The sequence below is a fragment of the Providencia sp. 6390 genome, assembly GCF_058148425.1.
This window is the reverse complement of record NZ_JBYVYL010000001.1, coordinates 238,044-264,245: the sequence shown is the minus strand read 5'-3', so window position 1 is coordinate 264,245 and position 26,202 is coordinate 238,044. Positions and strand designations below refer to the sequence as shown.

20 protein-coding genes, 1 tRNA gene and 1 pseudogene are annotated in these 26,202 nt (G+C 36.7%); 10 read left to right on the top strand and 12 right to left on the bottom strand.

Annotation, left to right across the window (positions count from 1 at the left end; all coding sequences use genetic code 11):
- Positions 1-482 precede the first annotated feature (482 nt).
- Positions 483-1,235, bottom strand: a complete 753-nt coding sequence (gene mlaA, locus AC3Z9T_RS01310) for a phospholipid-binding lipoprotein MlaA (RefSeq protein ID WP_490124407.1) — start codon at positions 1,233-1,235, stop codon at positions 483-485.
- Between the two features lie 363 nt (positions 1,236-1,598).
- Between mlaA and AC3Z9T_RS01305 the strand changes: the two genes are divergently transcribed.
- A tRNA-Arg gene (locus tag AC3Z9T_RS01305) sits at positions 1,599-1,673 on the top strand.
- Between the two features lie 231 nt (positions 1,674-1,904).
- A complete protein-coding gene (locus tag AC3Z9T_RS01300) occupies positions 1,905-2,507 on the top strand; it encodes a lytic polysaccharide monooxygenase (protein ID WP_490124406.1) in 603 nt (200 codons plus the stop codon).
- A 426-nt stretch (positions 2,508-2,933) separates the two neighbouring features.
- Here AC3Z9T_RS01300 and glgC read toward each other — a convergent pair whose 3' ends face one another.
- From glgC to AC3Z9T_RS01275, 5 genes and pseudogenes are all read right to left on the bottom strand, one after another.
- Positions 2,934-4,238 carry a glucose-1-phosphate adenylyltransferase gene (glgC, locus tag AC3Z9T_RS01295; RefSeq protein WP_490124405.1) on the bottom strand — a complete coding sequence of 435 codons (1,305 nt, stop codon included), beginning with the start codon at positions 4,236-4,238 and terminating at the stop codon, positions 2,934-2,936.
- A 9-nt stretch (positions 4,239-4,247) separates the two neighbouring features.
- Positions 4,248-6,278, bottom strand: a complete 2,031-nt coding sequence (glgX, locus tag AC3Z9T_RS01290; RefSeq protein WP_490124404.1) for a glycogen debranching protein GlgX — start codon at positions 6,276-6,278, stop codon at positions 4,248-4,250.
- Positions 6,265-6,504 carry an alpha amylase C-terminal domain-containing protein gene (locus AC3Z9T_RS01285; RefSeq protein ID WP_490125123.1) on the bottom strand — a complete coding sequence of 80 codons (240 nt, stop codon included), beginning with the start codon at positions 6,502-6,504 and terminating at the stop codon, positions 6,265-6,267. Before AC3Z9T_RS01285 ends, glgX begins: the two co-directional genes overlap by 14 nt.
- 6 nt (positions 6,505-6,510) lie before the next feature.
- Positions 6,511-6,756, bottom strand: a pseudogene (locus AC3Z9T_RS01280) (1,4-alpha-glucan branching enzyme); the annotation flags it as partial.
- 627 nt (positions 6,757-7,383) lie between these two features.
- Positions 7,384-9,045: an alpha-glucosidase gene (locus AC3Z9T_RS01275; RefSeq protein WP_490124403.1), complete on the bottom strand. Its 1,662-nt coding sequence runs from the start codon at positions 9,043-9,045 to the stop codon at positions 7,384-7,386.
- A gap of 204 nt (positions 9,046-9,249) precedes the next feature.
- On the opposite strand from AC3Z9T_RS01275, the gene AC3Z9T_RS01270 reads away from it, so the two are divergent.
- Positions 9,250-9,963, top strand: a complete 714-nt coding sequence (locus AC3Z9T_RS01270) for a GntR family transcriptional regulator (protein WP_490124402.1) — start codon at positions 9,250-9,252, stop codon at positions 9,961-9,963.
- Positions 9,964-9,983: 20 nt separating this feature from the next.
- Here AC3Z9T_RS01270 and AC3Z9T_RS01265 read toward each other — a convergent pair whose 3' ends face one another.
- Positions 9,984-11,183 (bottom strand): enolase C-terminal domain-like protein, encoded by a 1,200-nt coding sequence (locus tag AC3Z9T_RS01265; RefSeq protein WP_490124401.1) that lies wholly within the window; start codon positions 11,181-11,183, stop codon positions 9,984-9,986.
- Between the two features lie 256 nt (positions 11,184-11,439).
- On the opposite strand from AC3Z9T_RS01265, the gene AC3Z9T_RS01260 reads away from it, so the two are divergent.
- From AC3Z9T_RS01260 to AC3Z9T_RS01235, 6 genes are all read left to right on the top strand, one after another.
- A complete protein-coding gene (locus AC3Z9T_RS01260; protein WP_490124400.1) occupies positions 11,440-12,882 on the top strand; it encodes a PTS transporter subunit EIIC in 1,443 nt (480 codons plus the stop codon).
- A 503-nt stretch (positions 12,883-13,385) separates the two neighbouring features.
- Positions 13,386-13,919 carry a fimbrial protein gene (locus tag AC3Z9T_RS01255; RefSeq protein ID WP_490124399.1) on the top strand — a complete coding sequence of 178 codons (534 nt, stop codon included), beginning with the start codon at positions 13,386-13,388 and terminating at the stop codon, positions 13,917-13,919.
- Between the two features lie 150 nt (positions 13,920-14,069).
- A complete protein-coding gene (locus tag AC3Z9T_RS01250; protein WP_490124398.1) occupies positions 14,070-16,547 on the top strand; it encodes a fimbria/pilus outer membrane usher protein in 2,478 nt (825 codons plus the stop codon).
- Positions 16,548-16,566: 19 nt separating this feature from the next.
- Positions 16,567-17,292: a fimbria/pilus periplasmic chaperone gene (locus AC3Z9T_RS01245; protein WP_490124397.1), complete on the top strand. Its 726-nt coding sequence runs from the start codon at positions 16,567-16,569 to the stop codon at positions 17,290-17,292.
- A gap of 21 nt (positions 17,293-17,313) precedes the next feature.
- The gene (locus tag AC3Z9T_RS01240) at positions 17,314-18,267 is read left to right on the top strand and encodes a fimbrial protein (RefSeq protein WP_490124396.1); all 954 of its coding nucleotides are present in this window, start codon (positions 17,314-17,316) and stop codon (positions 18,265-18,267) included.
- 169 nt (positions 18,268-18,436) lie between these two features.
- Entirely contained in the window at positions 18,437-19,750 is a 1,314-nt protein-coding gene (locus tag AC3Z9T_RS01235) for an NAD(P)/FAD-dependent oxidoreductase (protein ID WP_490124395.1), read from the top strand.
- Between the two features lie 104 nt (positions 19,751-19,854).
- On the opposite strand, the gene AC3Z9T_RS01230 is transcribed toward AC3Z9T_RS01235, so the two are convergent.
- The 5 genes from AC3Z9T_RS01230 to AC3Z9T_RS01210 form a co-directional block, all read right to left on the bottom strand.
- Positions 19,855-20,628, bottom strand: a complete 774-nt coding sequence (locus AC3Z9T_RS01230; RefSeq protein ID WP_490124394.1) for a hypothetical protein — start codon at positions 20,626-20,628, stop codon at positions 19,855-19,857.
- 540 nt (positions 20,629-21,168) lie between these two features.
- Positions 21,169-21,960 carry a MoaF C-terminal domain-containing protein gene (locus tag AC3Z9T_RS01225; RefSeq protein WP_490124393.1) on the bottom strand — a complete coding sequence of 264 codons (792 nt, stop codon included), beginning with the start codon at positions 21,958-21,960 and terminating at the stop codon, positions 21,169-21,171.
- Positions 21,961-21,969: 9 nt separating this feature from the next.
- Positions 21,970-22,749 (bottom strand): SDR family NAD(P)-dependent oxidoreductase, encoded by a 780-nt coding sequence (locus AC3Z9T_RS01220; protein ID WP_490124392.1) that lies wholly within the window; start codon positions 22,747-22,749, stop codon positions 21,970-21,972.
- Positions 22,750-22,946: 197 nt separating this feature from the next.
- On the bottom strand, positions 22,947-23,684 hold the full coding sequence (locus AC3Z9T_RS01215) for a cyclase family protein (RefSeq protein ID WP_490124391.1): 738 nt from the start codon (positions 23,682-23,684) through the stop codon (positions 22,947-22,949).
- A gap of 341 nt (positions 23,685-24,025) precedes the next feature.
- Entirely contained in the window at positions 24,026-24,859 is an 834-nt protein-coding gene (locus AC3Z9T_RS01210) for a MetQ/NlpA family ABC transporter substrate-binding protein (protein ID WP_490124390.1), read from the bottom strand.
- Positions 24,860-25,074: 215 nt separating this feature from the next.
- Here AC3Z9T_RS01210 and AC3Z9T_RS01205 point away from each other — a divergent pair, with 215 nt between their 5' ends.
- Entirely contained in the window at positions 25,075-26,199 is a 1,125-nt protein-coding gene (locus AC3Z9T_RS01205; RefSeq protein ID WP_490124389.1) for a CMD domain-containing protein, read from the top strand.
- Positions 26,200-26,202 lie beyond the last annotated feature (3 nt).

The window sequence follows — 26,202 nt, the reverse complement described above, 5'->3', positions numbered from 1 at the left end:
ACTTGACATTTACCTAGATAAATCTATAAATTAAATTATGGCTGGTTTGTAAATTAACGGTTAACAGTCACTACACCATGCCTGCCACTGTAAAACTATTTCAATTTGTTTTTGAACATCCATTTCGTTGTAAATAGTTTTGCAATTCTTTTTCATAACATCACAACACCCTGCATGTTCTTGTCATAACGCTAAGTACAATAAGTTTATTGTTTAGCTCAGTATGGCACCAGACTGTATGGGCAAAACAAATTAACGTTGAGCGGCTCTTAACACGCTAATCGTTAACCATGAAGAGGCCGATATGAGCACATAGGAGAAAGATTATGGGAACTTTATTTACCGTTGGTTTTATTGGTGTATTAGGTGTCATTGCACTAATAGATGCAATAACTTCTCGAGGAAACCGAGGCAATGAATAACATTTTTATCACTCTCTAATGTCCGATGGCAAAAGAGAGTGATAACTTAAGTTGATTAAACTAGTCGATAGAATCTAAATCACCTTCAATTGCTGATGCGTTCGGATTCACCGTCGCTTTCAACTCCCCTCCACTTGATAAGAAATCATTACGTTGGAAGTAAGCTTCTCTCATTAACAAATACGGATCTGAAGAGTTCTTCAGCAAGCCATCTGAATCAAGTAACTGTGAACGGGTTTCAATACCCTCAAGTGCCCATTTACCCGCCGACATCCAGAACGTCAAATAACTTAGCATCGGATATAAATCATCGACTAAGTCTCCGCCTTGCTCACGTACGGTGAAACTACCGTAGCCCGGTAACACAACATATGGGCCATAACCAACATCGTAGTAACCTAGAGTATTACCAAAACGTTTAGGCTCTTCCTTTGCTAACTGAGGGTTTGCCATTGAGGCAACGTCGATCAAGCCTCCCATACCAAAAACTGTATTGAGGAAGAAACGGTTAAAATGTTTAAAACCTTGGCTGACTTCGCCTCGCAGGAAGCTGTTCAGCATACTGGCTGGCTCTTCAAGGTTAACAAAAAAGTTGGTTAAACCATTACGTGCAGGCATCGGTACATAATCACGCCAAGCCACCGCGACAGGCCTCAGGACATACGGATCTAACACATTGTAGTTAAAATTGAACATCGCTCGGTTAAAACCTTCAAGCGGATCTGAACGTTCCTGAGTTTCAGGGTTTATTGAACTAGAACATCCAACAAGCAAAACTCCCGCAAGAAGAACGCCACTCATGCGAAACTTCATAATACTCTCCATCCCCTGCGCCACCAGCCATGGCACTTTTTTACGAATTATAAGTTATACGCGTTATATTAAAACCAAACAGATATAATTGTTAATCAATTTGAGTGCTAAGCATAACTAAGCAACCATAATGTTAACTATACCTTATTTATAGCGTCTATTATTATAAGAAATGTGATTAAATAAATAAGAATCGCTTTTTATCGGGTGAGCAATACGAAAATACAAGAAATCCATCGTAGTTGGACAAAAAAGCACCTGATAGCGCTTTTAGCGGCCTTTGATAAAAGAAATTCAACGTAACAACTTGATTCAATAGGGAGTCAGAAGTAGAATGCCAATCGCTGTCACATCAGTATCTAAGTCCCCTTAGTTAAATGGATATAACGAGCCCCTCCTAAGGGCTAGTTGTAGGTTCGATTCCTGCAGGGGACGCCATTACCGACGACTAAACCAACCTCTTCCTACTTAATTAGAAAACACTCACTTAACTCAACCTCATTGCTCAAGTGATAATAAAATAAATCTAATAATGGGTACCAAAGATTTCAATTAGTGACTTCTGCTCGAATGATAAAACTTTATTACTGAAACGGCTGAATACTCTTCATTAACGGTACTCGTCTATTTCAGATAAATACATTTTATGATTTTTTATTCGAGGTCATTATGAAAAAATTAACGCTATCATTAGCCCTGCTTAGTTTACTAAGCCCATTACTTAGTTTGCTGTCATTCCAAGCAAGTGCCCATGGTTATCTTACTAGCCCTCCTAGTCGAACTTATTTATGTAAACTAGAAACTAACAAAAACTGCGGGGATGATGCTCAATATACCCCTCAAGGTGTTGAAGGGCCAAAAAGTTTTCCAGGTACAGGACCAGCTGATGGCAGCCTTGCTAGTGGCGGTAATGGACTCTATAAAACACTAGATGAGCAAACACCAACACGCTGGAGTAAAACAAATTTAAAAACAGGAGCAGCCACATTTACTTGGTATTTAACTGCTGCACATCGCACAACTAATTGGCGGTTCTTTATTACTAAAACAGGCTGGGATCAATCAGCTCCTTTATCTCGTGCAGCCTTTGACTTAACACCATTCTGCCAACGTGATGATAATGGGGCAAAACCGCCAAACGAGACTCCAATTAATTTCCAATGTACCATACCAACAGATCGCACTGGTTATCATGTTATCTACGCAACATGGGATGTATATGATACAGATAACGCGTTCTATCAGGTTATTGATGTTAATCTGACTAACTAAAGAAGCGCTTAATAAACAAATCGATGACTTGATATTTCAGTAGGGAATATTTAACCGCACCATAAATCATATGGTGCGGTTATTATACTAAATAATACTAACCCCGTTGCTGATTTGTCTGCCAAGCTTTCACTGCACAGTAAACACAGCGTAGACAATTTCGAGGTGCCAAAAACTATCAAGACCACACGCAATTTCACACACTGTCCATCCAACTAGCGTAAAACGTTTATAATTATCTGCATGTTCATAGTGACTGCTCTCCGCCCGCATTGTGCGATAGCTTACGGCGGGATCTTGCTAATAGGCATCATGATACGGGCAGCCTTCTCTTTGATAGAGATAAGGCATATCAATCAGGTAATCAGTCAAACCGTTAGATGCGTATTTCCATTTTTTCCCTATCCATTTTATTCTTCTATATGACTAAAGCTGATCCAACATTTCCTGCGTAATTAGTACCACTCCGCCCTCAGAACGATAAAAACGCCGTTTATCCTCTTCTTTATTTTCACCTACAACTAATCCATTTGGCACATGGCAACCTTTATCAATAATGCAACGTTTTAAACAGCAGGTATGACCTACATGCACCTCAGGGAGTAACACTGAAGAATTGATTTGGCAAAAAGCACCAATATGAACTTCTTGGAAAATAACTGAATTAACAATCATTGAATCTGAAATGATACAACCAGAGTTAATGAGTGAATTGATAACCATGCCTTGCGAACCTGAGCTACCTTGAATAAATTTCGCAGGAGGCAGCGGATACATCGCCGTACGAATTGACCAATTATGATCATACATATCTAGTTCTGGCACAGCAGAAACTAAATCAATATTGGCATTCCAATAAGAATCGATTGTGCCTACATCCCGCCAGTATGGTCGAGTATTTTCATTAAAATTAGAAGTAACACATGAGCGGCTAAATGGATGTGCCCATGCAGCGCCTTGTTTAACGACCTTTGGTATTAAATCTTTGCCAAAATCGTGATGAGTTTCGATGACAATATTTTCTTCTTTCAGCAATTGATATAAATACGATGCATCAAAAACATAAATCCCCATACTGGCGAGCGAAGTATCTGATTTTCCAGGCATTGACGGTGGATTAACCGGTTTTTCAATAAATTGAATAATACGTTCGTTTTCATCTATATCCATTATGCCAAATCCGGAGGCTTCATTTTGCGGTACTTCAATACAAGCCACAGTACATTTACTGCCTTTTTCAACGTGATCGAGCAGCATCTGTGAGTAATCCATCTTATAGATATGATCCCCCGCTAGAATCAAAATATACTTCGCCTGATAATGCCTAATGACATCTAAGTTTTGAAAAATAGCGTCAGCAGTGCCTTGATACCAACCATCATTACCTTGTTTTTGTTCTGCTGGCAAAATATCAATAAATTCATTTGCTTTATTATTCAAAAATGACCAACTACGCTGTATATGTTGGATCAAGGAATGCGAGTAGTACTGCGTTAATACACCAACTCGATAAATACCTGAATTTACACAGTTTGATAACGTGAAATCAATAATTCTAAATTTTCCACCAAAAAAGAGCGATGGCTTAGGTTGTTTATTAGTCAGAGCCTTTAAGCGTGTTCCTCGTCCCCCTGCAAGGATCAACGCCACCGTTTTGTTCGGTAATTGTGTTGCTAGCATTGAGCGTTGCGCAGCGTTTGGATGTGAGCAAGATAATAATTCCTCAGGCATATAACCTCCTCAAAAAACGTAATTAGTAAAATTTTTGTTAGTTAACACATTGATACTTCTTGGATTGCTTTGGTGTTTTTCAATAATTTCACTAGAACACAGAAAAGACTCGATGTTTACCCAATGACCGGCTGGTAGTGTTATATGCTGAACCTGCTCTGTTAAATTAATCATTATCAGCCATTGACCAGATAATAATATTTGTAAAGGTAATGTTTCATGCCGTTGCCATTGTTCAGGCGTTAATGACCTTCCATGTTGATTAAGCCAAACTACATCAGCGGCGTTATTTTTAATGGAGATTTCCCCTGTCCACCATTCCCCTTCAGTTAAAGCGACTATTTTTTGTCTTAAGGCAATTAGTTGCTTTGTGAATTGAATTAACTCTTCATCTTTTGTTTGCCAATTTATCCAACTCACAGGTGAATCTTGGCAGTAGGCATTATTATTTCCTTGCTGACTATTTCCTTGCTCATCACCAGCCAGCAACATAGGAGTCCCTAGTGATAACATTAAAAAGGTCAATAAATGACGGCAACTTTGCGCCCTACTCTGTAAGATATGAGGATCATCCGTCATTCCTTCGAAACCGTGGTTATTGCTGTGGTTATTATTACTACCATCAGCATTGTTCTCACCATTGGCTTGATTATGTTTGCGATTAAAACTCACCACGTCTTGGAGGGTAAAACCATCATGGGAGGTAATTTTATTGATGGAAGCATAAGGCAAACGTTGACCCTGCAGGTAAATATCACTCGATCCGGCGAAACGGCTCGCAAATGTTCCTAAAGAAATGCCTGTATTCAATGTAAATTGGCGAATGTCATCACGAAAACGATCATTCCACTCGGCAAATGGTGCAGGAAAATTACCTAATTGATAGCCACCAACCCCAATATCCCAAGGTTCAGCAATTAGTTTTAATTTGGATAAAATAGGATCTTCGGCAATTGCCGTTAATAACGGTGAATTGGAGGTAAAATCAGGTGTTCTACCAAGTACTGTCGCCAGATCAAAACGAAAACCATCAACATGGCACTCGTTCGCCCAGAAATGCAAGCAATCCATTACCCATTGTTTCACCGTAGGATGGGATAAGCGCAAGGTATTTCCACATCCAGTCCAATTATGGTAATCACCATTATCTTGTAACCAATAATAAGTACTGTTATCAATCCCCCTAAATGATAAGGTTGGGCCTAAAAGATCTAATTCGGCAGTATGGTTAAAGACAATATCTAAGATAATTTCGATGCCTGCATCATGTAAGGCTTTTACCATGTCTCGAAACTCATTTAGCGGTGAGGTATCTACGCGACCTGACCAATACGTTGGCTCAATCGCAAATGGTGCTAACGTGTTATAGCCCCAATAATTGGTTAAGTTAAGTTTTTGTAGCCTAGGCTCATCGAGATGAAACTGAATAGGTAATAATTCAAGGGCAGTAATACCTAGTTGTTTTAGGTAGCTGATCATTATTGGATGAGCAATAGCCGCATAACTGCCGCGGAGCTTTTGCGGAATATCAGGGTGTAGCTGAGTTAAGCCACGGACATGGGCTTCATAAATGATTGTCTTTGCCCATGGTGTATTAGGTAGGGCATCATGACCCCAATCATAATCGTCTTGCGTAACAATAGATTTAGGTGCAACCACCCCATTATCCATCATATCTCGGCTGTCTAGCCCATCGATAAATAAATGAATATCTTCAACTTTACGACTCAGGGCACGGCTATAGGGATCAATCAACAGCTTATTTGGATTAAAACGTAAGCCTTGCTCTGGCTGCCAAGGGCCATACACTCGGTAACCATAATGAATACCCGTAGTAGCGCCTAATAGATAACCATGCCAAATATGATTATTATCGCACGTTAATTCATAGCGGCTTTCTTCACCCTGTTGGCTAAATATGCATAGCTCTACTCTTTCGGCTTGCTCGCTATAAAGCGCAAAATTAACACCATTATCATCAGCTTTACAACCTAACGGAGCCGGATCCCCTGCGGTTAATTTAAAGTTAATATTTGGCATTATTCACCTTCTTTTTTAAGAACAACGTTGCTAGAGGAGGAATAACAACACTAATTGAATGCGACTTATTGTGGCAAGCAACAAGTTCTGTATGGATATTGGCCATATTACCTACATTGCTACCACGATAATATTGAGAATCAATATTGATAATTTCCGAATACTCCCCTCTATACTGAATACCAGTACGATAGTTTTCACGAATAGCAGGTATAAGGTTTACAATAACAATATCAATAGAATAGATAAAATCATCTATACTTCCAAAACGCGAAGTTGGTGAATATAAACCTATCGGTTGGCAACCCCATGAGCCATCAAAAGGGGATTTACTGATTGGAAGTAATTCGATATGAGTAAAGCCCATATCCTTAACATAAGGAATAAGTTGTTCTGCTAATTCACGGTAGTTCAACCAGCTATGACTATCGGCATGTCTGCTCCATGAACCAAGGTGCACTTTATAAATTGACACTGGCAATCTCGTATTATCTGCAGACAAACGCTTGCCTAATGAACCTTTAATTGATGGAAAATATACCTTTAAAGACACCACATGAGGAAACAAACTGTTTTTAAACGCATATGGATAAAATGCATGAATAGAAAATTTATTGTCAACTTCATGAGTTCCTAATATAGAAAAAGGAGCATCGAAATACCCTGAAGTTATTCTCTCAATCAATTCTTTTTTAATTTTCGGCAACTTAATAACCTCAAGGACCCCTCGATTTATTTGATATTACCCCATGCATTAATTTTGTAATTGATGATGTTCACAGTTCGACATAACGAGAGCAACCTATAAATTGTTAATATTTTTTACTAGTTAATCACACAGCGTTATTATCACACTTGACACCCATCTAGGCGAAACTTAAAATTCAATCATTAATATCAATTACTTATACAATATAAATATTAAACCATCAATTCAAGTTACTTTATATATAATATTATAGTTTATTTTTTCATTAATAAATAACATAGATGAGCTTCACCTTAAAATAAAAAAAGAATAAATAAACCATAATCATCTTTATAGGTTTTAATTTCCCAATAACTCATATTTTAGGTTGCACCTTTATTTTTCTCAAAAAGAGCATCATTTAAAAACTATCGCTTGATAAGGTTCTAGCACGATATGTTCACTTTCAATATTTAGTTTATTAATATTATTTAAATATAATTTATTAACTTTACTATTAATTTTTTCCTTTTCACTGCCGAAGTTACAATAAATATCAACCCATTTATCTTTTAATGCTCTACGGTAAGCAATAACATTTCTGGAAGAATCGAGGGCAATAAAAGTGCCATCAATAAGAATATCTCTAATTTCAGAGTGTAATCGTAAAGAAATTAACTGCTGATAGAATGAGAAAAGTGAATCAGCCTGTTGCAGCTGTTGTTGAGCATTGATAGTGACATAATTTGGATTGATTTTTAACCACGGTTTTGCAGCAGTGAAACCTGCTTGTGACGTTGTATTCCACTGAAAAGGCGTCCTTGCGTTATCTCGACTACGAGCAGCAAAGTAACGCATCATTTTTTGCTGACTGTAATTGTTTTGTAGCCCCCATTCATATAATTTAAAAACATGTAAATCATCATGTTCCTCGATTAGCATTGGGCAGTTAGTCATACCTATTTCTTGCCCTTGATAAATAAATGGAGTGCCACGCTGCATCAATAAAAAAGTCGCTAACATTTTTGCTGCCACTAAAGATGACTTCGCACCTTTTGGCAGAAATTTATTCAATGAACGTGGTTGATCATGATTTTCGAGATAAGGAGCTCCCCACCCTACTTTTTGTGTCTCAAGCTGATTTTTGATAAACACAGGCTTTAACCATTTACTCGTAATTGGCTTTAATGTAAAAGGTGGTTGCTCGTCAATATCAAGATTCGCGATACTGAAATCAAATACCATCGAAAAATATCCATCTTCCCCGATATAGTCATGGAGATCTTTTTCAGGAACGTCAATCTCAGCAACGGTCATACAATTGGCGGGACGAAAAGTGTTATCAGCTAGCTGGTTAAGAAACTTATCAATTCCAGGTTGATTGACGACCCAAGGGATCAATGAAGCTGTACCATCTTCACGATCAGGTTCAAAATAATGCACTGAAAGCGCCTCTGGGGATTTTTTTAAATTACCTATAGCGTCAATACGAAAACCTGCAACGCCTTTTTTTATCCACACATTTATCATGTCAATTATTTCTTGGCGCAACTGTGGGTTTTCCCAATTAAGATCCGGTTGCTCTGGTCCAAAAGAATTAAAATACCAACGGTGAGTATTTGGAACATTCGTCCATACAGGACAATCAAAATAGGTTCTTAAATTGTTAGGCGGAGTCGATTTTTCCCACTCCATAAATGTATAGTAATTAGCATATGGGCTATTCGGATCAGCAAGCGCGGCTTGAAACCATGGATGCTCATCTGATGAATGATTAAGCACTAAGTCGAGGAGTATTTTAATACCGCGCTTTGCTGCTTCTGCAATAAGTTTATCGAGAGTCTCATTATCACCAAAAATAGGATCAACTGTTGAATAATCAGCGATATCATAGCCATTATCTTTCATTGGCGATTTGAATATAGGGCATAACCAAATAACATTAACACCCAGTAACTGTATATAATCTAATTTTTCGATGACCCCTGCGAGATCACCAACTCCGTCACCATTGTGGTCATAAAAGCTTTTCGGATAGATTTGATAAACAACCGCTTCTTTCCACCATGCATCTGTCATATTTACCTCATCATTATGTTAATCATAGAGTTATATTAAATATGGCATGTAACTTTGCCTTTTCCTCATTTTCTTTACTCCCTTTATACATTGAAAGCATAAAACCGTTACAAAAGCTTTGACTGGAAACAAATATACGTTATCGCTTTTGATAACGTAAGATTGAAAGTAAACTGCTCTCAAAGTATATACAGGTGATTTCTCATGAAAAAATATGAAGAGCTTGCTCTCGATATCATTAGCAAAATTTGCCAAGGAATGATCACCGAAAAGCTTTTACCTGAGAGAGAATTAGCTGAAAAGTATAATATTTCACGATTTTCGGTCAGAAAAGCGCTCTCTAAATTAAAAGCCATCGGTGTGATCCAATCAAAAGCGAGCTCTGGCTATTTTGTCAACACCACGTTAATGGGTAATCCACTAATCTACAATTCAATCACAGAAAATAAATTTGGGGAGATTTCCTATAAAAAAATCAAACTACATAAGCGGCTACCAACAACACAAGAAATGCAAATTTTCTCAATTAATAATGATGAGTATCTTTGGCACATAAGGCGCTTAAGATTAATTCAAGGAAAAGTAACACAGATAGAAGAAACCAAGCTGCTAGTCAGTTTATTTCCCCATATTTCAAATGAAATTATTGAAAGCTCACTACAAAAACATGCGCTCTCTTTAGGGTTAGAAATCGATAGCTATTTAACAACCTATCGGGCAATAAGTTTATCTAAAGAGAATGCTCAATTACTTGATTGCAAACGCTCTCATGCTGCCATGAATATCACTAATCGGGGCTTTTTGAAAACGGGCAAAGTATTTGTGGTAAGTGAGATTATTGATATTAACTACCAATGTACTTATCACACACCATTCAACTCCGAAAGTTTGCATTATAGAGATGGTACTGGCCACTAGTTTGCGGCCATAGTTATCCACTAAGGTGTATGGATCGTTCCATCTGGCAACCGACTTTGCGTCCATTCATGAGGCCGATATTCAACTGGAAAATTCTTTGCCGCATCTTTATTTATTTCAACACCAATTCCTCTGATTTCTGGCGCATATAGATAGCCATTATTAGGTTCTATTGCGTTAGGGAATACCTGCAAAGTATTTGGTTGGTAGCTTACATGTTCTTGGATAGCAGCATTATGTAAGTGCACATTAAGATGAATATTGACAGCACTACCTATAGGGGTCATATCAGGAGGGCAATGCCACGCAAGACGAATACCAAAAGTTGCGCATAAATGTCCTAATTTCAATGCAGGGGTGATCCCGCCAATTTGAGAAACATGGCAACGGATAAAATCCACTCTACGTTTCAGAATCAGCTCTTTCCACTCTTCTGGATTATTAAATAATTCACCGAGAGCTAAAGAAACACTGGACTGACTACGAATATTATCTAACCATTCTGTTTGGTTCGGAGGTAAAATATCTTCAATAAAATAGGGGCTATATTGTTCTACTCGTTTTGCAAACTGAACAGCTTGGTTTGGAAATAGTCGCTCATGCACATCATGAAGAATATGAAATGACTTTCCATATTTTTCACGTAATAACCTAAACATTTCAAGCGTATTATCCATGTATTGGTCTTGATCATAATATGAACCCGCTGTTGGATGCTTAGTCTCATGTATTTCACTAAGTGCTCCCCCATAAAAACCAAGCTGACAACGAATATGTTTATAACCTTGTGATAAATAGTGGTCAATTTGCCCATAGAGACCATCTATCGTATCACTAGAGGCGTGAGTATAAGCGGGTATAGCATCTCTCGATTTCCCTCCCCACAGTTGATACAAAGGCATATTAGCTAGTTTGGCTTTGATATCCCATAAAGCCATATCAATACCAGAAATTGCATTATTAATAACTGGACCATTACGCCAATAAGCATTTACTGTCATCATATGCCAAAGGTCTTCAATATTATTAGCATCTTTACCGATCAATAAAGGTTTCAAATACTCGTCAACCATAGTTTTTACAGCTAATGGCCTTTGTTGAAAAGTGGCACAACCAAACCCTGTTACCCCTGAAGTAGTTTCCATCACCACAGTGATAAGATTATGTCTATCTGGTTTGGCAATAATGCATTCAACATCTGAAATTAGATTTGGTTTCACGTTTTAATCACCTATGACTCACTGAATATATTTATGTAACAGTGAATAATCATCAATTTCAAGAGCTAAATTTGGTTAAAAATTAACTGGTTCGATCCTGTTTAAGATTAAACACCAAAAACGTACCAATTTATAAAATTAGTGTATTTTTTTTATTTTCGTCGATCTAATGTGATTGCAATCACAGTTATCTCAATTGGATAATTATGGTGAATGGCTAATATGAACCAATATTTAAGAATTAAATAAGGCGACAATGATGCCATTACCAGAAACCAATAAATCTGTTGTTGCACAGATTCAATCAAAACAATCCGATGACTTTAGTGCGAAATTACAAATACTTATTACTGCATTAGGCGGGAGTAAAAACATTGAAAATATTACTCATTGCATGACTCGACTGCGATTCAAATTAATGGATGAATCGCTAATTAATCGAAAAAGTATCGAAAAAATTCAAGGTGTAAAAGGTATCGTCATTGCTCAGGGGCAAACACAGATTGTCATTGGTACTGATGTTGAAAAATGGTTTAACGCGATTTCTAATCGTTATTCTCAACCAAGTGATACATTAAAACCACCCCATACAGAAAAAAAGAGCCAATTGTTCCAAGGAGCAATGCGGATAGTCGCTGGAATTTTTGGTCCAGTCGTACCCGCAATTGCAGGAGCAGGTATGTTAATGGGCCTGCTTTCAGGACTTATTGCAACAAATATTATTTCTGAAACATCAGATACAGTATTTTTCTTTAGATCAATTTCTGTTGGCGTATTTTTCTTTCTGCCTATGTTAGTTTCATTTTCTGCAGCGAAGGTATTTAAGGTTAATGAATATATTGCTTTAGCCGTTGCCGCCGCAATGATGGCACCAAAACTGATTGAGAAAGCACAACAGCTCACTGCTACAGGACATACTGCTGAACTGTCGGTATTTGGTATTGTGCCTATCGAATTACTTAATTATGGCGGTGCTATTGTTCCTGCAATCTTAGCTATTTGGGTGCTATCGAAAATTACCCCGTTGGTTGATAAACTTGTTCCCTATTCAGCTAAACCTGTATTCACCCCGCTGCTGGCATTTGCAGTAACATCCACATTAGTACTTTCTTTCGTTGCCCCCGTGGGCATGTGGCTAAGTAATGGTGCGGGTTGGGTCGTTAGTTCATTATTAGAAATATCACCTACTCTAACTGGTTTTGTCTTTGGCCTAACGCGGCCAATCACCATTGTCTTTGGTATTCACCACAGTATGACACCGATTAGTCTGAACAACTTTGCTTTATATGGAAAAGATTTGCTAATGCCAATTATGTGTTTAGGTAATATGGCAATTGCAGGTTCTACCATGGCGATATGGTATAAACAACGTAAAATAACCGCAAAAGAGCAGTCATCTCTTACACTAGGTTCAGGTATTACTGCTATTCTCGGCATTACAGAACCCGCTCTTTTTGGTGTTTTGACTAAATATACAAAAGCTTTATTTGCAGCAAGTTTAGCAACTGGTATTTTTGGTGCTATTTCTGTGACAATTGATACGCACTTAACAAGTTATATTCTTTCATCAATATTTAGCCTACCAGCTTATTTAGCTGGCGGTACACAGAATTTTTTCCAGGCAGTGTTTGGAATATGTGGGGTATTTATAACTGCTTTTGTTATGACTCTATTGTTTGTTCGTATAGAAAACAGGTAATGTTAAATTTATTTAATTAATTCGTTAAATATTTAAATCCAGCCTTAATAGGAATGATTTTCAGGTATCAATTTAGTTCTTATTAGCGGCTGGAAATCAATAAATTTCACAAATCTCACTTTTTTATCGCCCACAAGAATAATAAACAGTAGTTATCATTTACTTTGTTAATAAATACAATAAAAAAACAGAAAAAGAATTTATACTCACGTTATGATAAATACTTAGTTTTTAACTCAACCCAACCATTAAAAACACACAAGCACAGCATAAACCACTAACAATTCAAAAAAAACAGAATTCAATCACCATTAAACACGCAAAAATTGTAACCAATATAACTTACATTCAATAATTAGTTACAATTCCCGCATGAAAAAAACAAATTCTGATTATCTGTTTACGCCCATATGTTGTACATTGACTCTCGTTGATAAATTTTACTTTATTTATCTAGTACATTTTAATAACAAACAAATGAATTATTATATAGGTGAGACAACATGAAAAATTCTTTATTAGCGATTTGCTTTGCTGCTATTTCTACAACATCATTAACTGCTATGGCTAATAATGCAGGCTCAGGAACCATTACATTTAAAGGTTCTGTAAACTCAGGAGCTTGTACAATTGCACCAATGGATTTAAACAAAGAAGTTTCTTTAGGTGATATCAACGTAAGTAATTTAAAAACGACTGGTAACACTGGGCCACAAAATAACTTCGAACTAAAACTAAATGATTGTAAATTAGATACAGGCGAACCTGATAATAAGTATTCTAAAGTAGAAATTACCTTCTCAGGTAAAGCCGATGCGACTAATGCAACACTGTGGGCAAACAGTGGTTCTGCACAAAATGTTGCTGTTGCATTCTTTGATGGTGAAGGTAAAGAAATTAAGCCAGGTGCAAAATTAGAGCAATCTTTAAAATCACCAGATACCACGGTTCAACTGTCAGCAAAAGCGCAAGCAACTGGCACAGCAACACCAGGGGATATCAATGCTGTAGCTAACTATGTATTAAGCTACCAATAAAAAATAGTAATATACTCTAAATAATTCGAAGTGCAGCTAGGCTGCATATCTTCACGCAAATTACTGCAACTTAAAATATAACGAGTATCGCTTTTCTACGCCTTTGGTCTGCCTAATTTAGGCAGGCCTTATTTTGAGGTTTATAGCAACATGTTAATAAACAAAAAAATATTGAGCTATATTATTCCTCTTTTAATTTTTAGCCAATATACTCACGCAGATACTTTTAATATAAATGCACTGAATTTATCAGGGCATGATAATATTGATTTAAGTCATTTTGAAAATAATGATCTCACTGAAGGCCTATACATTGCAGACATTGAATTAAATGGCAAGAAAATAATTCGTGGAAATAAAATCACTTTCGTTAGTCGTGATGATTTAGTTGTACCGTGCATCACATCTAGCATAATTGATAGTTTATTGCTAACAGAAGAAGCTTTAAATAGTATTTTATTATTTGAAGACTCTGAGTGTGCATTATTAACAAACTTAGATCCTAACATTACAATTGAGTTTCATGACGATGAGCAAGTACTAGCAATTTCAATACCACAAAAATACCTAGAATCTACCCCAACCAATTGGGTTTCACCAACACTGCGTAACAATGGGATTGCCGGTCTAATTTTAGATTACAATGTGATGAACAGCCATTACCGTGCTAAAAACCAAAACAGTAAAAATAACCTCAGCCTTTACGGTAATGTTGGTGCGAATATATCCGCATGGCGATTTCGAGCAAACTACCAATATAGAAAAGATCTAGCAAATAACACGACCACAGGCAACGATGGACGCTTTGAGTGGGAACAAGTGTATGCATTTCGAGATCTTGCAGAAATCTCTGCAAAACTATTTCTCGGCGAAGTCATGCTGAAAACAGATTTATTTGACTCTGTTCGTTTCAAAGGAATTAGCATCTTTACTGATGAGAGTATGATGCCACCTAATCTACGAGGCTATGCCCCACAAATTACTGGGGTAGCAACCAGTAATGCAACAGTCACTTTATCCCAAAACGGCCGTATTTTGCAGCAATTAAAAGTGCCAGCAGGCCCTTTTGTGATTAAAGATCTAAACCAATCAGTTAATGGAACCATTGATGTAACTGTTACTGAAGATAATGGTAATGAAACAACGTTTCAAGTGACAACAACTAGTATTCCCTTTTTAACCCGTAAAGGCGAGTTTCGTTATAAATTGAATTCAGGCCAGCTCGCCCCAAACAAAGGCAGTAATGTCACTGATAAATTTATTTCTCTTGAGGGCTCTGTTGGCATCCTAAATAATACTTCTTTATTTGGTGGTGTATTTAGCACGCAAGGTCGTGATTATCAGGCGATTAATATTGGTATTGGACAAAATTTAATTCAATTTGGTGCGCTTTCATTTGATATCACCCAATCGCAGCTCAATTTAACAGATACACAATCACAAAAAGGTAAAAGTTATCGAATTAATTACGCAAAAGATGTGCCATCTATCAATGGTCAAATCACTTTAACTGGCTATCGTTTTGCTGATCGTCATTTTAACTCATTATCCAACTTTATTACGCAGAAAGAGTCTAGAGACAATATGGTAGATAATTTCAAAGATAAACATGTTGTCTCATTATCTTATAGCCAGCAATTACCTTCAATCGATGCAAGCGTGAGTATCACTGGTTCACAGCGTACATATTGGAATGGTGGACACAATAATTATGTCAGTATAGCATTAAATAAGTATTTTACTGAGGGATGGCTTAAAGGAAGCTCAATGTCGCTGTCTTTAAATCAATCAAAATCTAACCACGGTAAAACAGATAACCAAGTTTATCTTGCTTTTAATAAACGTTTTTCTGATAACAATAATGCTATGGTTTCTTATTTTGGTTCGCATAGTAGCCAAAATAAGAAATTGGCGAACAACCTAAGCTATAGTAATAAATTTAACAGCAAAACTCATTACAATATTGGTACATCAGCAAAAGATGGCTTAACTGATACAAGCGTCAATGCTTATCTGTCTCATGATAGTGAAGTTGGACAAGTGCAAGTCAGTGGTACAGTAGGCAATGATATTACTTCGGGGAGTGCACTCATTAATGGTTCAATGACGTTAACATCACATGGATTATCAATGCACCCGCAAGTATATCGCGATCAATCACGCTTATTAGTGGATATTCCTAGTGTAAAAGGCGTCTCTATTGATAATGGCAATGCAGTGACTAACCGTTATGGTATTGCGACGTTGAATAATGTACCAAGCTATTACCGTATAGAATATGCTGTTGATATCAATGCATTGCCAAAGCATGTCAATATTGAAGACAATATCATTGAAACAACATTAACTGATGGTTCTATTGGCTATATAGCACTTGATGCTGATATAGGCCAATCACTGATTAGTCGTATTAAATTACAAGATGGACAATACCCGCCATTTGGTGCATCGGTATATAATATAACCAGAAAAAAACCTGCTGGGATCATTGCCGAAACTGGCATCGTTTATCTTGTAGGATTAAACCATGATGATGAACTTAGTGTTAACTGGGGACAGCAAAGCTGTATGTTCCCAGCTAATGCCTTATTAAATGAAAAACAAAATCACACAGCAATCTGCCAATAATTTATTTTTGGAGAACATAATGAATAAAATATTAATCACTTTCTTCATGTTATTATCAATATCTGCATCATCATATGCTGCATTGAATATTGATAGAACACGTATTATTTATCATGGTGAAAATAACGGTACCAGTGTCACTATCGTTAATAAAGATGATGCATCAGCATTTCTAGCCCAGACATGGATAGAAACACCAGATGGCAAGAAATTAGAGCATTCATTGGTTGCTTTGCCTTTTCTACAAAAGGTAAATCCGGGGCAGAAAAAGCAAATTAAAATATCTCACCTTGAGGGTCAGAATATGTTGCCCAATGATAAAGAAACCTTACTTTATTTTAATCTATTAGGTATTCCACCACAAAGTAAAGAAAAGAATGTTGTGCAGTTTACTATTCAATCTAAACTTAAACTTTTTTATCGTCCGAAAGGGCTTTCTTACACCCCAAAAATGGGCAAGGATTTTCAACAAGATTTAGTTGTCGAAAAAACAGGTCAGCAAATAACCTTAGTAAACCCAACGCCATACAATATCATTGTTGTTAATATCAATAATAGTATTGAAAAAGATAACAATTTTAATGAAACTGTCGTACCACCACAGGGTAGAAGCACTGTTAATGTCAATTCATCAGTAAAAAATAATGTGATGCTTGGCTATATTGATGATTATGGTTCACTAAAATTCAGCCAATATAGTTGTCAATCATCACAAGCATGTCAATTAACGAAAAATACTCATTAACCGTTTGATAGGACGACTACAGTGAAACATTTATTAGCAAAAGGTTGTCTTGCAAGCTGTTTATTATTCATTTTCATACCGAAAGTATTTGCAGCAGTGTCATGCTCCACCATTAAAGCTCCAGCGATGACATTAATTGATGTTCCGCTAGATTCAGCGAATAATATTTTAGCCAGCGTGACATCTGATTATGGTTATTGGAGCTGTAATTTTTCAGGCGCAACAGTGGCAGATAGAAGTATACGATTAATAACATTAATGCCCGATCAGGTAAAAAATACCCTACTCAATGCAGGTGTCGAACTCTATATGAAAGGATCAACAATTCAGACAAATACGATAAATTTAACTTCAGTGCCTATCGGTACAGAAGTACATGTCGGTTCTTGGCCTGCGGGAAATAACACACCAATTATACAAAACTACGTGTACACGCTGAGAAAAGGCAGCAAACCTTTACAATCTTTTGATACCGGGGAGTTTACCTCAGGATTTCATGTTGGTGGTACAAATAATGTTTTAATGTCACCATTTTTACAGATAAAAATAAAAGGTGAAAAGATTAATTTATGTCCTGATCCTTCAGTGAGTATGGATAATAAAACTGTTGATTTTAATGCACTGGATGCCAAAGATTTTATTGGTGGAAGCACCGTTAAAGACAGCTTTAACTTACGTGTTAATGTTGCCCCCACCTGCCAAACAGGATTAAACATTAGCGTCACTTTTAACAGTAACAATGGAACTGTAGTTAACCAAAAATATTTACTCTTGGATAACGGATTACAGGCTGTAATCACCGATAATGACTTAAAACAAGAAATACATTTTGGCGTTCCCTATAAAAAAGGGAATATCACTACGCAAAAACCTGGAAATTATAATTACAACGTTGAGCTTTCAAGAGACAACAGTCAGTCATTAAAGGCTGGGGAATTCAGTAAAACAGTGAATGTCTTGTTTACCTATCAATAACAGTGAGCCCTATATATTTATAGGGCTAAAATAACGATAAATCCCTCGTATCATCTACAGTCTCAATCTTAAATAGATTTTTCTTCTCAATCTCATTCAAAGGGTTACTCTTCTCTTTGAAAATAAGTACCATGTGTTAGATAAAATTCAGCGTACTAGGCAACAAAATATGAAATATGCATCAATCCCTTTTAACCAAAATAGGAATGGCTGGCTAAACGATGATTTAATCATCAAACCACACTCCACTCTAAACAAAAATATTGATGCTGATTGGGTTATTATAGGCTCTGGCTACGCAGGACTCTCTTTTGCTAGAAGACTCGCTAATAATGCGCCAAATCTAAAAATTATCCTTCTTGATTCTGCAACTGCTGCCGAAAGCTCTTCTGCTAGAAATTCAGGATTTATCATAGGGCTTCCTCATAATATAGGCAGCTCAACCGCTGAATTAAAAAAAGCCCAGCTTTATCGTTCTTTATTAGAAGAAGGTATTAATCAGCTAACCCAGCTAATCACTCAGCATGACATCGCCTGTGAATGGGAAAATGTTGGAAAATATCACTGCCAAGTCGATCAAAAAAATGAGCGAGTATTAAAAGAGTATATCGATAATCTCAGTACAATGAATGAGCCTTACCAATTGTTGGATAAAGACATACTTTATCAAAAATTAGGTACCCATTTTTATCATCGAGGGATCTACACACCTAATTCAATTTTAGTCAACCCAGCAAGTTTGGTTGTTGGTTTAGCAAATAGTTTGCCAGAAAATATCACTGTATATAACTATACACCGGTAATGAAAATACAAACTGGGAAAATACACGAGATACAAACTATGTATGGCAGTATTCGTACAGCAAATATTATGTTAGCTACAAATGCATTGTCTAGGGAACTCACCCCTGTTGCAAATTATCAAGCAGCAATGGCAACTTTTGCCAGTATCACTGCACCACTGACTGATGAACAACAACAAAGGTTACCTAAAATGAGTAGTTGGGGTCTCACTCCTGTTAATGCTATTGCAGGTGCTACATTACGCTATACTCAAGATCATCGCTTACTCATCCGACAACACGTTGCTCCAGCGCTAAAGGGTAATATTACCGCTGCACAAACTTATCAAGTTAATCGGCAGCACAAGCAGCTATTTAATAAAATTTACCCACAATTATCTGATGTAGCTTTAACTAATACATGGTCAGGTACGATAAGCGTAACCAGAAATGGCGCACCTGTATGGGGGAAATTAGCCAATAATATCTATTCATCTGGAGGTTGTAATGGTGCTGGTATTTCAAAACAAACAGTGGCTGGTTTATTACTTGCTGATTATGCGCTGGGAATTAACAACCCTTTGATAGGAGCGATGCAACAACTTGGTAAAGCAAACTATCTACCACCGTCTCCGATATTAGATATCGCCATCCATACATCACTGTTTAAAGAAAGGTATATAGGGAGAAATGAGTATTAATTTTTTACATTAAAATAAAACACAGCTAAGCGATAAGTAAAAAATAATGAATATCATTGCTAAGCTGTTAATCTATTTTAACGAAACCAATTAATTAATTGATACTAGCAAGCATTAAATTCTACCAAGTATTTCTTTTGCTCTATAATGATTTTATCTAACCCATGCCATAGAGAACCTTCTTTTAAATATGTCTCATAGTCACGAACAGAAATTAGCCATGAACTTAAAACGTCAAGTATCTTCAACATAAATTGTTCTATTTTACATAACATAACTGTCAATTCATTCAATGAAATGATTTTTTCTCGGTAAACTACCATAAGCATTTTAAGATTTTCTATTTCAACTAGCGGATCTTTTTGACACAACACCGAAGAGTCAACTTTCAACGATGGCAGATGACAGGGTTCTCCTTCTTGAATGTGTTTTATCTTATGTAATACTTCTTTAATCGCTTTTTCATACTGTTCAATACACAATTCAACATCATTGTTAAGCTCTTTAAAATTAGATTTATCATAACCGTCATATAAACACAACGTTTTATTACTAATATTAGAATATATTATTCTAAGAATAACCCTTATACGATTTCTATTTTCTAATACACATGGTGATTCGACCTCATTATTTACAACCTCTTTACTTGCCTCGCAAATAATATAGTTCAAATCAAGCCTTGATAATCCATTATCATACTCATAAAAACTTGCATTTATCAAATCATAAACAGAATTAACAGTATCCTTCAATAAATCCAATTTCTTATTAAAATCAAAACCAAGCAGCTCAATATCATTGTACGAATAACTGTTTTTTATTTCTTTTAAGTGAAGACTAATATCCGACATTGTTGTTTTATTTAAGATCAACATAATACTCATACCTTTTTAGGTTAAAATATAAAAATACATGAGTGTATGATTATTATTTTAAAAACACATTTAAACCATAACATAAAAAATTAACAGCCTAATTTTTATTAAAGGATAGACTCTATTATATTGCATTAAAACAACACAATGATGACAATTGGTTACTATTAACCATGGAGTTGTTTATTGTTAATACCTTATTTAACTCAACAGTTTTGTCTTAACAAAGGTTAAGTGACTTACGTAGTCATAACGTTAAATTAAATAGTCCTAATATTTCATTTTTAGTGGGAAATGTATTAAATATCATTATCGGTAATAATCCAACAGCGATGTTGCTTATTATTATTTACTTTCAGTTAATAATGTCAACTCGTTAGTTGTTTCTTTCGTATCTGATTCAGGCCTCTCAAGGGATCTATTTGTATTTATTAATCTTGCTGGCATTATCGTGGTTAAGTAAGCGACTACACGGATCATATTGGAACTTTAATTAAGCAATGCCACTCGTCGTTGATAACGAGTGGCAATCTATTAGTCTTAAGGATAATCCGTTTTATTTAAAACTGTAGCATGTGCACCGACAGGGAATAAGCTAATTGAACTGAATGCTTGATCTTGATAGCCCATAATTCCGCCATCCGTTCTCATTTCATTAAGATCAATCAAGATGATACCGAGTGTCGGGATAATTTTTTCACGCCAAATAAATAAATACAGATTATTTGATACTTTTATATAATGGCAGCGATCAACATCAGCTAAACCTTTTTCAACACCATCCAAACAATGCCACGCATAGAATTGCTCATTTAAATAAACATGCTCATAACGTTCTTTAGGATTATAAGTATACATATTACGCATACCTATCAGCTCAGAGGTATAAGAAGGGGGTTTGCCTTGCTCATCACCCAGCGTTCCAAATTGAATATCTATTTTAACATCAGTGAGTGGTAGATTTTGTTCAACCTTACTAAATGCTGAGATGCGAATATCCGATTCTGCAGGTAAAGTACCTTGAAGCAATATGCAGTTATTATCCTGTTCATTAATAATAATGGTAACCCCAACACGCCAGTCCTCCGGAGAAATAAAGTTAACAAAATAAATCCCTGAGCGGATAGAAGTAATACGGCAACTAACAATAGCATTATTCCATTTTATTTGCTGATCAGCAGGAAAAGAAATTGCCATTTGTTGCGTTGTATCTACAAATTTTAATTGTAATGTTTTACCTGTTAGTTTATTACTGGTCTCTAAAATATAGCTATTAGGTGCAAAACCATCTGATAATGCGCCCACTTGGATAAAGGCTGCTTCTTCAATCATAATCGCTCCTTAGGTAAAGGCGAGAGTAGGTAAATCAACCACTGTTGCACCACCATCAATAACCAGTGCCGCACCAGTAATAATGGAAGCATCTGTTGAACATAAAAATTTACATGCTAAGGCGATTTCTCTAGCGCTTGCTGGACGCTGTAATGGCACATCACGGCACACATATTGATATGCCTCATCCAATGAAAATTGGTGCTGCTCCATCAATGGTTGCATCTCTTCATCCGCCATAGGTGTTCTTACCCATCCAGGACAAATCGCATTTGCTCTAACACCTTGTCGCCCATAATCACGGGCAACGGAACGCATTAGCCCAATTAATGCATGTTTTGCTGTCACATAGCCACAGGCTTCAGGACCAGCGGCTAAAGACGCTAGTGAACCAATAAAAAGCACGTTGCCTCGGCTGTTAATTAAAAAAGGCAAACAGCCACGAACACTCGCAAACGCGCTATCCAAATTAGCCGATATGGCTTGATGCCATTGCTGGTCATTCATATCCTCAACCTTCCCTAGTCCCATTCCTCCTGCATTACAGACTAAAACATCAATCGTATCTGTATACTGTTTTATCTGTGGCAAGATAACCTCATTCCATGAAGTTTCAGTAGATACATCCGCAATGATGGCAGTTGCTCCTGTTTCTTGGGCCACTTTTTTCAGCGGTTCTGCACGACGCCCAATAATAAAAACTTTGTCGCCTTGAAGTGTGAATAACTGGGCACAAGCTTCACCAATCCCAGTACCACCACCTGTAATGACAACGGTTCTTGCTTTCATGCCATCTCCTATCGCGACCAATTGTTAAGACAAAGTTAATTTATTTGTTAATATAGAAACAAACTGCCAAACCTGACCATCGCCCTAAGGAACGATATTCATAAAAATGCGATAGAAATGGATGAATTTAGAGATAAAAATAAATTTATCAGCCAGCCGTTTGCCATCTGGCCCGCCGATAAATTGAGGAAATTAATTTAAGGTAGGATGGCAAAAGAACGAACAGGGAAACCACTTGCATTGTTGGGTTTGGCAACGACATTAAAAATTACAGCACCTCGCGTTGGTAATTTATCAAGGTTAGTCATTAGCTCAACTTGATAAGTATCTTGTTCCAGTACGTAATACTCACCTTGTAACGCGTTATTACGCCGAAAATCTTGCGCTGAATCGGTATCAAAAGTTTCATGACCAATGGCTTTGACACCCCGCTCTTCAAATAAAAACCTCAGAGCATCAATTCCCCAACCAGGAATTTGATTATTACCTTCGGCATCTTTATTATCCATCGCTTGCTGCGATGGCCAGCGATGGCTCCAATCCGTTCTCAGCGCAATAAAAGTTCCAGCTTCAATCAGCCCATGCTGCTGTTCAAAATCGAGTACATCTTCCCGTGAAAAAGCAAAGTTGGGATCTTGTTTAGCACGCAGAGACTGATCAATGACAATCAAAGGCAAAACTAACTCTTTGAGCTCTAACTCATGCAGATAACGCTTTCCTTGCACAAAATGGCATGGGGCATCAATGTGAGTGCCATATTGACCCGGAAAGGTAAATTGCTGTGCAAAAAAACCATCTTGATAGTCAAATAATGTCTGAAAATTTGCTGCTTCAAACATAAAAAAATGCGGTGAGTCTTTATCAAAGCTGTGTGTTAAATCTATCCACGTTTTTGACTTTAATAAATTGAGAGCATTCAATAATTCATTAGCCATAGTTTTCCCTTTTGTGATGTTGTTATTCAGTTATTATTTTTACTTGTTTATACTCTAAATAATTCGAGGTGCAGCTAGGCGACAAATGAGCTAGTCGCCTAGCTGCATAGATAACACTGTGACTGGCGCGAGTAAACGCATTTCAACAACACTGCAACTTGAAGTATGAAAAGTATATTTACTAATTAACCAAAAATAAGCACTTTGTCCACTCATCGATGACGAAGATTTTTCATATTAAACCGCAGTAATTAGCATCAGTATCAAAATAATGAAAAAACCACCTAATAACCTATTAGGTGGTCATAAATAACAATAAAAAAGTAGACTAGGATTTGTGACTATTTACTCCAATTTTCTGGTTCAATAAAACCATCATATATACGTTGTGAGCGAATATAATCTGCATATTCTTTTGACTCAAAAGCCTCTTTTAAATCTTTTGCCCATTGAGAGTTCACATTATCTTGCATTACCGTCACAATAACACGGTGTTCTAAAGGTGAGTTTTCAACAACTAATCCATCAGCAATACGCTGACCTGCGCTAGCAACATAATTGCCATTTACTACAACAAAATCAACATCATCTAATAATCGTAATCCTTGTGCAGCATCAGTTTCGCGAATATCTAAATTGTATTTAGCAGGTTCTATATCATTAACACTGAAAGTAAGAGTATTAGTATTCGGCTTAATTTTGATCCAACCTAATTGCTCTAATATTCGGGCGCCACGTTCTGCATTTACCGGATCGTTGGATAACGCAACGATCATGCCATCCTTCACTTCATCCAATGATTTATGTTTGTTTGAACGTAAGCTTTGCGGTGCACTGGGGGAATCAGTTAAAGCAACCATATTGATATTATTTTTCTTATTATATGCCTCCATATAGGCACGACTTTGGTTTACTGAAGCATCAATTGACCCTTCTTCAAATGCAGGGTTAATTTGTCTATTCTGCGAAAACTGACGCAAAGTCACCTTATAGCCTTTCTTTTCCAAAATCGGCACAATTCCTTTGTCAACTTGGTCAATATAATTACCAACACCAAAACCGATAGTGATTTCCTTCTTATTTGGATTATTTTTTTCGTTATTATCATTACATGCTGCTAATGCAATTACTGCAGTGGCGATTAAAGTTAAATATTTTATTTTTTGTTTCAACATGATGTTACGACCCTGTGTAAATAATGTGGTCAGTATAATCATAATTATTTCATCTTATTTATAACATCTCGTTATAACTTATCACCAAAAGAATATATAACTCAATTTTAATAATATTTAGCTATATGAATATAGCGATTTGTTCGTTCGAATAATTAGCTTCTTGTTATGTAATGAATAAATAAGATAAAAATATATATGAAGAGAGTTATAAGATGTCTATTTCAAATAATGATTTAGTTAACCTACTAACTGAACTAACACCAGAATCAGATTTAGCCGATGCCAGACATGAACGATCCGCTGCAACCGAAAATACTCAAGCAGCCTTTAACGCTATTTTTGCAGTCAACTCTACCCGTTTAACGCCAGAAATTAAATATCAACTCGCTCGTAATGTGGCTAAGCAAACAGGTAGCCCTGCTCTAGCCCTCTTTTATCAACAGCGTTTAAGTGCGCACTCCTCTGATTTAACTGAACCCGCTCTTAAAGCTGCCGAGAATTATTTGCAAGTACTGGTTAACAGTCCAAAACAAGCGGATTATCAACTTATTCATTCTCTGATTAAACTTGGTTGGCTTGAAAATGACATTATTTTACTTGCCCAATTAATTACCTTTGTCACTTACCAAGCTCGCCTGATCGAAGGATTGAAATTACTACAACAGCGTGAACCAGCAAATATCGATAGTACATCAATTACCGCGGGACAATGGAACACTCACTCGCAAACTCATCAAGGTAGAGCATCCCCCACTGTCTTTACTCAAGATCCACTTGGTTGGGAAGCATGGCTAAGCGCACGTGATCCACAAACCCTCAATGCTGATGAAACGCAAGTCATGAAAAAATTTGGGCAACTCAATTCTGAATATTTCTTACTGCTAGCTCATCAAAGTAAAATTCTAGAAATACGAACCTTAATTGATCGCGGTGTTTTTTACACGACCGGTGGCTTACCTCGCTGGGAGCGTGAATTTGCCGCTGCCGTAGTAAGTAAAGTCAATGGGTGCATTTATTGTGCTTCAGTTCATGCACGTAAAGCCAGTCAATATGCCAAAGAACGCCGTTCTGATGTTGAAAAATTGCTGGCAACTCCCGTAGGGTCAGTACTTGCTGAAGGCTTCGATGAGCGTCTGACCGCAATCACAGATTTGGCAGCTTCACTTTCGGCCACACCTATACAAGCTAACCATCAACAAATTATTTTATTAAGAAAATTGGGGCTATCTGAACTCGAGTTACTCGATCTCATTCAGTCCACGGCTTTTTTCTCTTGGGCAAACCGGTTAATGCTTTCTCTCGGTGAACCATTTCAAATTGAAGAATACAAGGAGTAAACC

Coding starts and splice junctions, on each gene's coding strand:
- AC3Z9T_RS01225 (WP_490124393.1), bottom strand. CDS start 21,960: ATGATTGAAGAAGCAGCCTTTATCCAAGTGGGCGCATTATCAGATGGT.
- AC3Z9T_RS01250 (WP_490124398.1), top strand. CDS start 14,070: ATGTTAATAAACAAAAAAATATTGAGCTATATTATTCCTCTTTTAATT.
- AC3Z9T_RS01260 (WP_490124400.1), top strand. CDS start 11,440: ATGATGCCATTACCAGAAACCAATAAATCTGTTGTTGCACAGATTCAA.
- AC3Z9T_RS01230 (WP_490124394.1), bottom strand. CDS start 20,628: ATGTTGATCTTAAATAAAACAACAATGTCGGATATTAGTCTTCACTTA.
- AC3Z9T_RS01220 (WP_490124392.1), bottom strand. CDS start 22,749: ATGAAAGCAAGAACCGTTGTCATTACAGGTGGTGGTACTGGGATTGGT.
- AC3Z9T_RS01270 (WP_490124402.1), top strand. CDS start 9,250: ATGAAAAAATATGAAGAGCTTGCTCTCGATATCATTAGCAAAATTTGC.
- mlaA (WP_490124407.1), bottom strand. CDS start 1,235: ATGAAGTTTCGCATGAGTGGCGTTCTTCTTGCGGGAGTTTTGCTTGTT.
- glgX (WP_490124404.1), bottom strand. CDS start 6,278: ATGCCAAATATTAACTTTAAATTAACCGCAGGGGATCCGGCTCCGTTA.
- AC3Z9T_RS01300 (WP_490124406.1), top strand. CDS start 1,905: ATGAAAAAATTAACGCTATCATTAGCCCTGCTTAGTTTACTAAGCCCA.
- AC3Z9T_RS01255 (WP_490124399.1), top strand. CDS start 13,386: ATGAAAAATTCTTTATTAGCGATTTGCTTTGCTGCTATTTCTACAACA.
- AC3Z9T_RS01235 (WP_490124395.1), top strand. CDS start 18,437: ATGAAATATGCATCAATCCCTTTTAACCAAAATAGGAATGGCTGGCTA.
- AC3Z9T_RS01205 (WP_490124389.1), top strand. CDS start 25,075: ATGTCTATTTCAAATAATGATTTAGTTAACCTACTAACTGAACTAACA.
- AC3Z9T_RS01245 (WP_490124397.1), top strand. CDS start 16,567: ATGAATAAAATATTAATCACTTTCTTCATGTTATTATCAATATCTGCA.
- AC3Z9T_RS01275 (WP_490124403.1), bottom strand. CDS start 9,045: ATGACAGATGCATGGTGGAAAGAAGCGGTTGTTTATCAAATCTATCCG.
- AC3Z9T_RS01210 (WP_490124390.1), bottom strand. CDS start 24,859: ATGTTGAAACAAAAAATAAAATATTTAACTTTAATCGCCACTGCAGTA.
- glgC (WP_490124405.1), bottom strand. CDS start 4,238: ATGCCTGAGGAATTATTATCTTGCTCACATCCAAACGCTGCGCAACGC.
- AC3Z9T_RS01215 (WP_490124391.1), bottom strand. CDS start 23,684: ATGGCTAATGAATTATTGAATGCTCTCAATTTATTAAAGTCAAAAACG.